At 44.4% G+C, this 14,181-nt stretch carries 9 protein-coding genes and 1 other RNA gene; 5 read left to right on the top strand and 5 right to left on the bottom strand.

Translation table 11 applies throughout. The features are described from left to right. Nucleotides 1-98 precede the first annotated feature (98 nt). The 3 genes from ACO1NU_RS14520 to ACO1NU_RS14510 all read right to left on the bottom strand — a co-directional run bounded on the left by ACO1NU_RS14520 (nucleotide 99) and on the right by ACO1NU_RS14510 (nucleotide 3,929). Nucleotides 99-965 carry an EamA family transporter gene (locus tag ACO1NU_RS14520; RefSeq protein WP_448819211.1) on the bottom strand — a complete coding sequence of 289 codons (867 nt, stop codon included), beginning with the start codon at nucleotides 963-965 and terminating at the stop codon, nucleotides 99-101. A gap of 142 nt (nucleotides 966-1,107) precedes the next feature. Then, nucleotides 1,108-2,439: a xylose isomerase gene (xylA, locus tag ACO1NU_RS14515; protein ID WP_448819210.1), complete on the bottom strand. Its 1,332-nt coding sequence runs from the start codon at nucleotides 2,437-2,439 to the stop codon at nucleotides 1,108-1,110. Nucleotides 2,440-2,444: 5 nt separating this feature from the next. Further along, complete coding sequence (locus ACO1NU_RS14510) at nucleotides 2,445-3,929, bottom strand: xylulokinase (protein WP_448819209.1); 1,485 nt, start codon at nucleotides 3,927-3,929, stop codon at nucleotides 2,445-2,447. A gap of 158 nt (nucleotides 3,930-4,087) precedes the next feature. On the opposite strand from ACO1NU_RS14510, the gene ACO1NU_RS14505 reads away from it, so the two are divergent. The 3 genes from ACO1NU_RS14505 (at nucleotide 4,088) to ACO1NU_RS14495 (ending at nucleotide 6,889) form a co-directional block, all read left to right on the top strand. Next, nucleotides 4,088-5,107 (top strand): LacI family DNA-binding transcriptional regulator, encoded by a 1,020-nt coding sequence (locus ACO1NU_RS14505; RefSeq protein ID WP_448819208.1) that lies wholly within the window; start codon nucleotides 4,088-4,090, stop codon nucleotides 5,105-5,107. 82 nt (nucleotides 5,108-5,189) lie between these two features. Then, on the top strand, nucleotides 5,190-6,344 hold the full coding sequence (locus tag ACO1NU_RS14500) for a galactokinase (RefSeq protein ID WP_448819207.1): 1,155 nt from the start codon (nucleotides 5,190-5,192) through the stop codon (nucleotides 6,342-6,344). A gap of 5 nt (nucleotides 6,345-6,349) precedes the next feature. Beyond that, complete coding sequence (locus tag ACO1NU_RS14495) at nucleotides 6,350-6,889, top strand: RNA methyltransferase (RefSeq protein ID WP_448819206.1); 540 nt, start codon at nucleotides 6,350-6,352, stop codon at nucleotides 6,887-6,889. 85 nt (nucleotides 6,890-6,974) lie between these two features. Here the strand turns inward: ACO1NU_RS14495 and ACO1NU_RS14490 are convergent, their stop codons facing one another. Together ACO1NU_RS14490 and gltB are read right to left on the bottom strand one after the other, a co-directional pair. Further along, a complete protein-coding gene (locus ACO1NU_RS14490) occupies nucleotides 6,975-8,444 on the bottom strand; it encodes a glutamate synthase subunit beta (RefSeq protein WP_448819205.1) in 1,470 nt (489 codons plus the stop codon). A gap of 2 nt (nucleotides 8,445-8,446) precedes the next feature. Then, nucleotides 8,447-12,967 carry a glutamate synthase large subunit gene (gltB, locus tag ACO1NU_RS14485; protein WP_448819204.1) on the bottom strand — a complete coding sequence of 1,507 codons (4,521 nt, stop codon included), beginning with the start codon at nucleotides 12,965-12,967 and terminating at the stop codon, nucleotides 8,447-8,449. Between the two features lie 283 nt (nucleotides 12,968-13,250). Here gltB and ffs point away from each other — a divergent pair. Then, an RNA gene (gene ffs, locus ACO1NU_RS14480) (signal recognition particle sRNA small type) lies at nucleotides 13,251-13,348 on the top strand. 124 nt (nucleotides 13,349-13,472) lie between these two features. Then, complete coding sequence (fsa, locus tag ACO1NU_RS14475; RefSeq protein ID WP_448819203.1) at nucleotides 13,473-14,132, top strand: fructose-6-phosphate aldolase; 660 nt, start codon at nucleotides 13,473-13,475, stop codon at nucleotides 14,130-14,132. Nucleotides 14,133-14,181 lie beyond the last annotated feature (49 nt).

Here is a 14,181-nt window from a genome sequence, read left to right as displayed (position 1 = left end):
AAAGATTTGTTTGTGGTGGCAGCGGTCCATATTTAACGCGAGCAATGCTTTACCTGGCGCTAACGACTAAGTACAACTCGGAATACCGATGACGCTTTTTAAGCCGACAAAGAAATAAGCAGGATCGCAATCACAGCGATACCAATTCCCCAAAAGTTGAGCTTACTGACTTTTTCGCGGAAGAACAAAATACCTACCAGAGCCCCACAAGCGATGACGCCGATATTCATTGCGGAAAATACAACTGATGGATTCTCGGGAATCGCCTGGTGTGCTTTCAGATAAAACAAGATATTTCCGAAATTGAAAACACCAAGAATAGCTCCACAAAGCAAATTTTTCCAGCTAAAGCGGGCCTTGCCTGAAAGGATCCCCACGGTTAGCACCGCTGCGGCCAACATGAATGCGAACGCAAATATCACAAACAAAGATGTTGTATAAGGGACTGACCTGAACGCAGCTATCTGCTTGAAGAAAATGTCGATCACCCCCATTCCTATAAAGACAATAAGCGGATAGAGCCAGTTCAACACTGTTACCTTGCTTTTCAGTGCTTGCTTGTGCCACGGAATGGAAAGTACGATAGCCACAAAGCCAAGTATGATCCCTGATATTTTCAACCACGATAGCTCCTCCCGGTAAACAAGGAAAGCAGTAAGCAGTGGGATAAATAGAGACAGTCTTTGAGCCAGGTCCGTTCTCACAATCCCGGTGTGCCGGACCGAGAGGCCGAGAACAACAAAGATTGATGGAAGCAGGATTGCCAGCGAAAAATAGATGTGAAGCGGCGCCTGCTGTATTGACAAAGATGCCACCTCAGGCTTCAGCAAAAAATAAGTTAGAATTGCTGCAATGCCATAATTCCATACTACAGCCTGCGGGACACTGATTTCATAACGCTTTGCTAGCTTGAGAAGTATGGAAACGATGATATTGCAAAAAACACTGAAGAGGATAAAAGCCATATGCCGTTAAGCTGTTTCGTAACGGTCAAAGATAGCATATTGATCCCATAGGTATAAAATGGCAAGAAGAGATATGAAAAAAGGCCATTTTAATCTTGCGCTGCAAGATTAAAATGGCCTCTCGTTAAGATATCTTTGCTAGTTAAGCGAATCTGTTGATTATGTTCTCCAGATACTCCTGCTTTCCACTTCGTGTAGCCGGCTCACCATTTTCAATAGCAAATGTTCTGAGATCTTCAAGACTAAGCTTTCCTTCTTCAAATTCCTTACCCTTTCCGCCATCAAAAGAAGCGTAACGCTCTTCTCTGATTTTCTTGTAGTCAGACTTTTGAAGAATGTTATCTGCTGCGATCAAAGCTCTCGCAAACGTATCCATACCGCCTACATGAGCATAAAACAGATCTTCTTTGTCAGTAGAATTTCTTCTGATTTTCGCATCAAAATTGACACCGCCACCTTTCAAACCACCTGCCTCAAGGAAAATCAACATACATTCTGTAAGTTCAGAAGCATTGTTCGGAAATTGATCTGTATCCCAACCGTTTTGATAGTCTCCACGGTTAGCGTCCATTGATCCAAGAAGTCCGGCATCTGCAGCAACCTGCATTTCATGCTGGAAAGTATGTCCAGCCAATGTAGCATGGTTAACTTCAAGGTTTAATTTGAAATCTTCTAACAGATCGTACTGACGTAAGAAGCCAAGCACCGTAGCTGCATCATAGTCATACTGATGTTTTGTTGGCTCACATGGCTTAGGTTCGATGAAGAACGTTCCAGTAAAGCCGTTCTTACGTGCATAGTCCTTAGCCGTGTGAAGGAACTTAGCCAGATGCTCTTGCTCACGCTTCATATTCGTATTTAAAAGAGACATATATCCTTCTCTTCCGCCCCAAAATACGTAGTTCTCTCCCTTTAAGCTGATCGTTGCATCCAAAGCAGCCTTAACCTGTGCTGCTCCATGGGTTAACACATGGAAATCCGGGTTCGTGGAAGCACCGTTCATATAACGACGGTGAGAGAATAGATTTGCCGTTCCCCACAGAAGCTTAACACCGCTTTCTTCTTGTTTTTGCTTTGCATATTCTACAATAGCATTTAAGCGGCGCTCATTTTCAAGAATGTCATTACCATAATCAACCAGATCAACGTCGTGAAAACAGTAATAAGGAAGGTTCATTTTAGTGATGAATTCAAAAGCGGCATCCATCTTATCTTTAGCCCGTTCAACCGCATCGCTTTTTTCATTCCATGGAAAAACGTGAGTCGCTCCACCAAACGGATCTGATCCATCACCGCAGAACGAATGCCAGTATGAGCAGGCAAACTTGAAGTGCTCCTTCAAAGTTTTTCCGGCAACTACACGATTCTCATCATACCACCTGAATGCTAGTGGATTATCTGACTCCAAACCTTCAAATTGAATCTGGCCAATTCCGCTAAAGAATTCTTTCTCGCCAGTAATGATCTTTCCCATTTTGTTTATTTATTAATTAATTGTTCATCTAAAATTCTCTTCCAGTCTTCATATAAGTCGTCATACTTCTGAGAGGCATCCGGACTTATCAATTTAACGGAACGTACGTTTGCGAAAGCTTCTTTCTCTGAGCCGAATACCTTAGCTCCGATCCCCGCCCCAAGGGCTGCTCCCACACTACCGTCATTATTATAAAGCTCTACAGGTACGTTTGTTGCATTAACAAATGCTTCAGTGAATAAGTCACTTTGGAAGAGATTGGCTTTACCTGCTCGTATTACTGAGGGGCTCATGCCATTTTCACGCATAATATCCAGACCGTATCTGAATGCAAAGGCGATACCCTCTTGTACGGCGCGGAACATATGAGCAGATTGATGCAAGTTAAAGTCTATGCCGTGAATTTGTGCGCCAATAACTTTATTACCCAGCATCCGTTCTGCACCATTACCAAAGGGAAGGATTCTCAAGCCGTTGGCTCCTATTGCTACTTCTGCAGCTTGATGGTTTATCTGGTTGTAACTTAATCCTGCTCCAAAGGTTGTTTTAGCCCACCTGTTGAGTATTCCCGTGCCGTTTATACACAAGAGAACACCAAGTCGTCTCTCCTCTGACGAATGATTAACGTGCGCAAACGTATTAACACGGGACTTTGGATCCCTGAAAAGCTGGTCGCTCACACCATATATAACACCAGAGGTACCTGCTGTAGCGGCAACTTCCCCTGGTTCGAGAACATTCAAAGAAAGCGCATTATTAGGCTGATCTCCAGATTTATAGCTTACGGGAATTCCGGAGCTGAGTTTCAACATGGCAGCCACATCATCTCTAAGATAGCCGTGAGCCGAAAAAACGGGTTTTACCTCGGGGAACAAGGCCTTGTCAAACCCAAAGTACCGGATAACATCTTCTGAGAGTTCATCATTTTGAAAGTCCCAGAAAATGCCTTCTGATAAAGAAGATGGACTGGAAGTGATCTCGCCTGTAAGTTTCATGGCGATGAAATCACCAGGAAGCATTACCTTATCAATTTTCGAGTAGATGTCAGGTTGGTTTTGTTTTACCCAAGCAAGTTTAGATGCCGTGAAGTTCCCGGGTGAATTGAGCAGACGGGCAAGGCTCTTCTCCGCGCCTATTGCCGAAAAAGCATCATCTCCTATTTTAACAGCTCTGCTGTCACACCAAATGATGGAATCCCGCAGGACACGCTGTTCTTTGTCTACTACCACCAATCCATGCATCTGGTAAGCGATACCGATTGCACTTATGTCAGCTGAACTGAATTCCCCAGCCTCATTAAGCTTCTGGATAGCCATCTTCACGTGCTCCCACCACATCTCGGGAGACTGTTCTGCCCAACCCGGTTGAGGTGAACTGATTTCTGATTCCGATTCAGGGTATTGTGCTGACTGAAGAACGGCTTGTGTTTGCGAATCTACTACGGAAACCTTTATTGATGATGTACCTACATCTATTCCTAATAATAACATTACAAATTGGTTAAGGGCTAATGCCAACGTTTGCACAATTGTAGAAATAAATTCTGATATTAGAAAAATATATTTTTAAAAACATTTATTCTAATACATACCTTCGGCTGCCCGGTGAAAATCAGAAATTGCGAAAGGTATTGAATAACGATAATCAGATGAAAAAGGTAACTATTCTGGATATAGCTAAAGAGTTAAATATTACTTTCTCTACAGTAGCCCGGGCTCTTAATGACCACCCGGCTATCAGTGCCAATACAAAAAAGGCGGTAAGAGAAGTTGCTGAACGATTAAATTATCGCCAGAATAAGATAGCCTCCTCTCTCCGCTCCGGGAAGACTAATGTAATCGGCGTGATCGTCCCCAGCCTTGAGGTGACATTCTTCAGCTCCGTTGTGTACGGTATCGAACAGGTTATGAATGCAAATGGTTACAACATCCTTTTATATCAATCAAATGAAAAAATGGATCAGGAAGCGAATGGCATTGAAACCTTCCTGCAATCGCGTGTAGACGGAATCATCGCTTCTATAACAACAGAAACAACAACGTTCAGTCATTACGAAGAAATCATCAGTCGCAACACACCCCTACTTTTTTTCGACCGGTACCCCAAAGAACTGAATGCGCCATCGGTAAGCATTGACGATTATAAGGGAGGATTTATCGCCACAGAACATCTGATAAAACAAGGGTATAAGCGAATTCTGCACATAACCGCGGAACGCGACATCCCCATTTTCCGTGATCGTCTTAAAGGTTATATAGATGCACTTAAGCACCACGGCCTGGAAGTAGATGAACAACTGATTATTAAAGGGAACTTTTCTCTTCAATTCGGCAAAGAGGTCATTCGAAATGCGAAATCCGCCGGATTGATCTTCGACGCTGTTTTCGCGTTGGAGGATTTCACGGCAATGGGGGTCATGCATCAGCTACTGGAATACGGCGTAAAAATACCCGACGAAGTTGGCGTGATTGGATTCGCTAACGAAGCCTTTGGTAGCTTGGTGACTCCAAAATTATCAACCATAGATCAGCAAACCCTAAATATGGGAAAAGAAGTAGCCCGCCTTTTCCTCAAACGAATCAAGAATAACGATGTAAAACCTGTTGCAGAAGAGATCAAACTTGAACCATTGTTGATCGTGAGGGAATCGTCACGCAAGTTAAATTAGGATACTTCACATCAGAAACAATCATAGCTCCCTTCCAGAAATCACGTAAATCATTACATTTGCTGGTATCACAAAAACTGCTATGTTAAATAACCTGAAACGTACATTTTCTGAGCTGTTCGGCCAGGAATCTCAGCGTACATTTTTCGCACCTGGAAGGGTGAATCTTATCGGAGAACATATCGACTATAATGGCGGACTTGTAATGCCTTGTGCAGTTACATATGGCACGTATCTCCTGACAGCGCCGAATAAAGACGGAGTATTCCGTTTTTCGAGCGTGAACTTCGAAGAGACGTATGAAACTCCCCTCCAAAAGGCATATTCCAAAACCGGAAAGGAATGGTTTAATTACCCATTAGGCGTCATTCACAACTTTGTTTCAGATCAAAAAGACATCCAGGGCTTGGATCTGCTATTTTACGGAGATCTTCCTATAGGTGCCGGACTGTCATCTTCTGCTTCAGTAGAGGTAGTGATGGCTTATGCGCTGAATACCATTTTTAATGCGGGATATACTAAGCTAGACTTAGTCAAACTGACAAAAAGAGTGGAAAACGAATTCATTGGCGTTAACTCAGGGATTATGGATCAGTTTGCTGTTACGTTCGGGGAGAAGAACAAGGCACTAAAACTCGACTGTGAATCTTTGGAATACCAGGCTGTTGAATGCGATCTTGCTGACAACCTTTTGGCGATCATCAATACAAACAAGCCTCGCAAACTTGCTGAATCAAAATACAATGAGAGAGTAAGTGAGTGTGCCGAAGCATTGGAAGCGCTACAGACGGAGCTCGATATCGAGAACTTATGCGATATCGATGGTGACACTTTCCAAAAGCATAAGCAGCTAATTAAAAACCCGACCGTACAGAACAGAGCACAGCACGTGATTGAAGAAAACGATCGAGTTCAGCTCGCTGCAGCCGCATTGGCAGCCCACCGACTGAGTGAATTCGGCCAATTGATGTTTGCTTCCCACCAATCCCTACAATCCCTTTATGAAGTTTCAGGTATTGAGTTAGACACCATCGTCTCGTTTTGTAAGACATATTCAGGAGTTACCGGTGCACGCATGACAGGTGCTGGCTTTGGAGGTTGTGCAATCGCCCTCGTCAACAAAGACAAATTTGAACACTTCAGCAAATCCATATCCGAATACTACACGGAGAAGATTGGATACGCGCCTTCGGTATATAGTTCTGAAATTGGTACAGGCGTAGTAGAGCTGACTTGATGACTATGCAAAAGCTGAAACTTGACGAGTTAAACAGGGTTAGTGTTGATGAGTTCAAAGTGCAGGAAAAACTACCACTCACAGTGGTTCTCGACAACGTTAGAAGCATGCACAACGTAGGTTCGATTTTTCGAACTTCAGACGCCTTCGCCCTGGAACGAATTGTATTATGCGGCATCACTGGCCAACCTCCTCACAGAGAAATTGAGAAGACGGCTTTAGGTGCAACTCAATCGGTAGAATGGAGCTATTTCGAAAACACCGTAGATGCGATCGACTGGCTAAAAGAAAACGGAAAAGTTATCATCGCTGTTGAACAGGCAAATAACAGTATCGTGCTGGACGAATATCAGCCCGATATAAATCAACGTTACGCCCTAATATTCGGAAATGAAGTAAATGGGGTTTCAGAAGATGTAATGAAGAAAATTGACGACTGTATTGAGATTCCGCAATTTGGAACGAAACATTCATTTAACATCGTGGTCTCAGCAGGTATTGTTCTCTGGGACATGTTCTCTAAGTTAAAGGCCTCACGTTCCTGATAGGGCACGTTGGTGCAGATACCTCATAATAAAAAAGCCGTTGTAAGTTTTACAACGGCTTTTTTATTATAAGATGATGACGCTACTAGGCATACATGCTCTCGGCATCTTTACTCTCCAGAGCAGTATGTCCGTTCAGAAACAGATCTACTCGCCGCGCAGCTTCTCTACCTTCAGATATAGCCCAAACAACCAATGATTGTCCCCTACGCATGTCTCCGGCAGCAAAAACCTTGTCAATATTGGTTTGGAAGATTCCTTCCTGAGCGCGAACATTACCACGTTCATCAAACTCAACACCCAATTGTTCCAAAAGGCCTTCTTTTTGCGGATGCAGGAAGCCCATAGCCAGGAATACACGCTGAGCTGGTAGTATCCTCTCCGAACCCTCAACTTCCGCAAACTTGGTCGGCCGGCCGAACACATCGGTTTCCCAGGCTACATCAGCAATACGAATTCCTGTTAAATTGCCGTTCTCGTCGCCAATGAACTCCTTCGTATTGACACCCCAGGAACGTTCGCAACCTTCCTCGTGTGACGAGCTCGTTTTCAAGACCATCGGATAAGTTGGCCACGGCATACTCTCAGTACGACTCACCGGCGGCTTCGGCATCAGTTCAAACTGAGTGATCGACTTAGCACCTTGTCTGTTAGAAGTTCCCACACAGTCAGAACCGGTATCTCCACCACCTATAACTACTACATCCATGTCTGTAGTAAGAATCTCTTCACCTTGCACCTCAATGTTGCTCACGCGTTTATTCTGTTGCTTCAGGAACTGCATCGCGTAATATACACCCTTCAGCTCACGGCCAGGCGCGGGCAGGTTACGCGGAATAGTTGATCCTCCTGCAAGTACAACGGCATCATAGTCGGCAAGCAGTTGATTAGCCTGAATATCTTTACCAACTTCTGTGTTATACTTGAATATAACGCCTTCTTCTTCCATAATTTGAATACGACGTTCTACTACCCACTTCTCGAGTTTGAAATCGGGAATCCCGTATCGCAGCAATCCACCGGCCCGGTCATCACGTTCGAAAACAGTTACCAAATGACCTGCTTTGTTCAATTGAGCCGCAGCTGCAAGGCCCGCAGGACCTGATCCAACTACCGCAACGGTTTTTCCTGATCGAACCAAGGGCACCTTCGGTTTAACCAGACCTTTTGCATAGGCGATTTCAATAATGTGCTTTTCAATCTCCTCGATAGTTACAGCAGGTTTATTGATACCAAGTACACACGCAGACTCGCATGGTGCCGGACAAATTCTACCTGTAAACTCCGGGAAGTTGTTTGTCGAGGAAAGAATGCGGTAAGCCTCTTCCCAATTTTCCTTATATACGGCATCGTTAAACTCAGGAATAATATTACCCAGAGGGCAGCCTGAGTGGCAGAATGGAATACCACAATTCATACAGCGGGCAGCCTGGTTATTCAGCTTGTCCTCTGCGAACATTAAATTGAATTCTTTATAATCTTTAATTCTTTCCTCCGGAGATCTTTTTGAAGGAAGCTCGCGGTCGAATTCTTTAAACCCTGTCACTTTTCCCATAATCAGTTAGCTGGTTGATATTGTGCGTGTTGTAATACTCTTTTATACTCTTTTGGAAATACCTTGATAAATTTCCGTGACTCTTCTGTCCAATTGCTTAAGAGGAATAGTGCCAAATGGCTCTTCGTCAATTGCAGATGGGTCTTCAGCAAGGCTAAAATCTGTTCCTCATCTTCTCCTGTCAGCGGATCAAGATCCACCATCTCCGGGTTGCAATTTTCGGCGAACGTGCCATCTACGTCATAGATCCAGGCAATACCGCCACTCATACCCGCAGCGAAGTTACGTCCGGTCTTGCCTAATACAAGAGCGCGGCCACCAGTCATGTACTCACATCCATGATCTCCTACACCTTCCACTACAGCAGTAGCTCCTGAGTTTCGTACGGCAAACCGTTCTCCGGCTTGTCCCCTAACGAAAAGTTCTCCCGAGGTAGCTCCATACAGAGCCACGTTACCGATAATGATATTATCTTCCGGTACCAGCGTGCTCTCTGCGGATGGATAGATCGCCAGCCTTGCTCCCGACAAGCCTTTACCTACGTAGTCATTAGCCTCCCCTTCCAGCTCAAACGAAAGTCCCTTAGCTGTAAACGCTCCGAAACTCTGCCCGGCTGATCCGATAAACTTATAATTAATCGTATTATCCGGCAACCCTGCGGAATGATATATTTTCGATACCTCATTTGACAACAGTGTTCCAATAGTTCTGTCTGTGTTCTTTACATTGAAACTTCCAAACACCGGTGTTTTATTCTCCAAGGCCTGCTGCGCATGCTCTAGCAATTTCCAGTCAATAATGTTATCCATTCCATGATCCTGGGACTCGCTATTGTACAACGTCAGATTCGAAGGATTGGTCACCGGATACAGTATTGATGAAAGATCCAGTGTTTTCGTCTTCCAATGAGTATTATTCTCACGAACCTTCAGGAACTGAGATCGGCCTACCATGTCGTTTATGGTGCGGAATCCAAGCTCAGCCATAATTTCCCTAAGCTCTTCTGCAATAAAGCGGAATAAATTCACAATGTGCTCAGGCTTTCCTGTAAATAACTTACGCAGTTCAGGATCTTGTGTCGCAACCCCAACCGGACAAGTGTTCAGATGGCATTTACGCATCATAATACAACCGCCAGCAACCAGAGCTGCCGTAGCAACACCCCATTCTTCAGCACCAAGTAGTGCAGCAATAGCGATATCTCGTCCGGTTTTCAATTGACCGTCAGCCTGTAAGACCACACGACTTCTCAGTTTATTGCGTACCAATGTCTGATGTGCTTCTGCCAATCCTAACTCCCATGGTAAGCCAGCATGTTTAATAGAACTGATCGGAGACGCACCTGTACCGCCGTCATAACCGGCAATCAGAATGACATCGGCATGAGCTTTAGCAACCCCCGCAGCAATCGTTCCAACTCCGGCTTTTGATACCAGCTTCACGTTTATCCTCGCAGCACGGTTAGCGTTCTTCAAGTCAAAAATCAACTGCGCCAGATCCTCAATTGAGTAAATATCGTGGTGCGGAGGAGGCGAAATCAGACCAACGCCTGGTGTAGAGTGACGAACCTTAGCAATCCACTCGTCAACTTTATGGCCAGGCAGCTGTCCACCTTCTCCAGGCTTAGCACCCTGGGCCATCTTTATTTGAAGCTCATCTGCGTTCGCAAGGTAATAGGATGTCACACCGAAACGTCCCGAAGCCACCTGCTTGATCGCAGAACGCATCGAGTCTCCGTTTGGAAGTGCCTGATAACGAATGTCATCTTCTCCCCCTTCTCCTGTATTGCTCTTTCCACCGATACGGTTCATCGCAATCGCAAGGGTACTATGGGCTTCATGAGAAATCGAACCAAAAGACATCGCTCCCGTAGCGAATCTCTTCATAATTGACTCGATCGGCTCAACCTCCTCTATTGATATAGGCTCCCGATGATGTGCAAAGTCGAATAAACCTCGCAGCGTATACATCTTTTGCGACTGGTCGTTTACGTGCTTTGCATATTGCTTGTAAACAGAATAGTCATTTGCACGAGTCGCTTGCTGCAACAGGTGTACCGTCTGCGGGTTGAAAAGGTGAGCTTCTCCTCTTCTCTTCCACTGATAGATTCCACCCTCCGGAAGCAGCTGCTCCTCAGGCTTGGAATGGATAAACCCGAAGTTATGCTTGAACAAGCTTTCCTTCGCAATCTCATCCAGTCCAAGGCCTCCTATGCGGGTTACAGCTCCTGAAAAATAACGGTCAACAACCTCTTTGTTTATACCGAGAATTTCGAAGATCTGAGCTCCCTGGTACGATTGCAACGTAGAGATTCCCATTTTAGAAAATATCTTGAGCAAGCCGTCGCAAATAGCCTTAATATAATTCTTTGATAAGTATGAATAATCTAAAGATGTCTCTAGTTTATTCTCTTCTTTAAGCGTATGAATAGTCGCCAATGCGAGATATGGATTAATCGCAGTCGCACCAAACGCGAGAAGACATGCAAAATGATGAACTTCCCAAATGTCACCTGCTTCAACAACCAAACCAACCTGCCCTCTAAAGCCCAGTTTGATCAGGTGGTGATGAACAGCAGACACCGCAAGAAGCGACGGGATCGGAGCATGCTCAGAGTCGATTGCACGGTCGGATAGTATAAGCACTTCGAAGCCGTCGTTTACCGCGTCTTCTGCATAACGACATAGACGCTCCAGACCATTTTTTAGTGCACCCGGCTGCCCGTCTGCCTTGAAGTAGGTCTGTAATGTCTTGGCATGGAACATGCCTGTGTCGATACTTCTTAATTTTTCCAGTTCGTAGTTGGTTAAAATCGGATGCTTTAACGCCACAACATGGCAATGCATTTTATCTTCATCAAGCAGGTTACCATTGCTTCCAATGAAAGTAGCAAGACTCATTACCATTCGCTCCCTGATCGGGTCTATGGGAGGATTGGTTACCTGAGCAAAAAACTGCTTGAAATAACTGGAAATATGTTGGGGACGATCAGAAAGTACAGCTAGAGGAACGTCAGTACCCATAGACCCTATAGGTTCCTTCCCGTCAATAGCCATTGGCTTGATGATCGTTTCAATATCCTCACGTGAATAACCAAATACCTGTTGGTATTTCAGCACCGCATCCTTCGCCAGGTTTGTAAAGGCTACCCTTGGCTCAGGAAGCTCTTCCATGTTGATCTTGTAGTTTTCCAGCCATTCGCCGTAAGGCTGGCTGGATGCGATCTTATGCTTAATCTCCTGATCGGTGATGATCTTTCCTTCTTTCAGATCTACAAGGAACATCTTTCCTGGCTGCAAACGACCCTTTTTTATGATAATGCTCTCGGCGATAGGTAAAGCACCCGCCTCTGACGCGACGATAATGCGTTTATCATTCGTCATAGCGTAACGAAGCGGTCTCAGACCGTTCCTGTCAAGCAGCGCACCAATCTGACTGCCATCCGTAAAGGTTAACGCGGCCGGTCCGTCCCACGGCTCCATAAGCGTGGCATGAAACTCATAAAACGCTTTCTTCAAAGGATCCATATGTTCGTTGCCATCCCATGCCTCAGGAACCAGCATCATCATCACGTGCGGTAATGACCGGCCAGTATGTGCAAGTATCTCAACAACATTATCCAGACATGCAGAATCTGATTGATTACTATCAATTACCGGAAGGATGATATCCATATCCTCTTTAGTAAAATAGGATGAGGCATACGATCTTAATCCTGAATAGAACCAGTTCAGATTTCCTGTGAGGGTATTGATCTCACCATTGTGCGCCATAAAACGGAATGGCTGTGCCAGCTTCCATGATGGAAAGGTATTCGTAGAAAAACGACTGTGCACCATACCAAATGCAGATGTTAACCTCTCGTCACCAAGATCTTTATAATAAGTTCTTAGCTGATAGGTGGTTAATTGCCCTTTGTATACAATAATACGGCTCGACAACGAAGCAATATAGAAATCTTCTCCATACTTGGTCGTCTCGTTGACCGTCTTTGTGATAAGTCTCCTTAGAACATATAATTTGCGCTCAAAATCATCAGGACTCATGAATGATCCCGGACGGCCAATGAACATTTGTTCAACTGACGGCTCAACAGCCAGAGCCGTTTCGCCAACGACGGAGGGATCTACGGGAAGAGCTCTGAATCCTAAAAACGGCAATCCCAGCCTCTCTACAGCACTGACCAATGCCGTTCTGCATGCTTCTTTCGAACCTGAATCTTTTGGAAAGAATACCATCCCCACACCATAATGACCGGGTTCTCCCAAGTGAATATCAAGCGAAATACACTCCTCCATCAAAAATTCATGAGGGATTTGTATTAGAAGTCCGGCACCATCTCCTGTCTCCGGATCACAGCCACAAGCCCCACGATGCTCCATATTCTCCAGAATAGTTAATGCATCTGAGACATTCTGGTGTGTTTTGTGTCCGTTAATATGGGTAATAAAGCCTACTCCACAAGAATCGTGTTCAAATTCCGGGCGGTATAAACCCATCTGGTCATTTTCAGTTTGTTTCATCAGATTTATAAATGCAAATTACGAATTAAGGTTCTACCTCACAGTTTCAATTCTTCAACAATATTTACGAAACATTCAAGTTCACTAAAGCAAACATAACTTTTCTTGACAAGTTTTTAAAGTGATTTGAGATTTTTTAGAATTCTCTTAATTCATCAACACTCCCAAACAATCTCGCAGAATCAATAAATGAGTCAAGGAATTTTTTATCCAAGTTAGGTATTTCTTATTTTTTTTCAAAATGATTTTCAGGTTTTGTTTTAATTCATACCTTTGTGCCAAGGGTTAGTCTTCTACGACCAGCTCCTTTTGAACTCCCCCAGGGCGGGAACGCAGCAAGGGTAAAAAGTCGTAGCGGTGCGATAGAAGGGGCTAGCCCCTTTTTTTGTTTCCAAAAATTCCGTTATTTTTCCATTACCAAAATCAAAAGTTTACCTTTAGAGCGGCTGCAGGTAATTCAAGCCTTGATTTGTCCCCGGTAGCTGAAAACTAATTAAATATTAACATGAAATTTTTTATTGACACGGCCAATCTGGCTCAGATTAAAGAGGCTCACGACATGGGAGTTCTTGATGGTGTTACTACGAATCCAAGCCTGATGGCTAAAGAAGGAATTACAGGCCATGAGAACGTTATCAACCATTACAAAGCGATTTGCGAGATAACTGACGGCGATGTGAGTGCTGAAGTTATTGCCACAACATTTGACGAAATAATTGCTGAAGGCGAGGCCCTGGCGAAACTTCATCCGAAGATCGTAGTCAAAGTTCCTATGATAAAAGACGGCATCAAAGCAATCAAATATTTCACCTCAAAAGGAATCAAAACCAATTGTACACTGGTTTTCTCTCCCGGACAGGCCCTGCTAGCAGCGAAAGCCGGAGCGACATATGTTTCTCCTTTCGTTGGACGCCTTGATGATATCTCGACTGACGGTGTTGCACTTATCGAAGACATCGCTACAATCTACACTAACTACGGATACACAACTCAGATACTGGCGGCATCTGTTCGCCACCCTATGCATATCATTCAGTGTGCTATGGTTGGTGCCGATGTAATTACAGCACCTCTTTCCGCTATTGCTGCACTGCTGAAACACCCTCTTACAGACAGTGGTCTTACGCAGTTCCTTGCTGATCATGCAAAGGCAGCTGGTAAGTAACAATTTATGGAAACGTCCGTTCAATAGACGGACGTTTCTTTTAACGCGC

The organism is Arcticibacter sp. (genome assembly GCF_053551015.1).
This window is presented reverse-complemented; position numbering and strand designations above follow the sequence as displayed.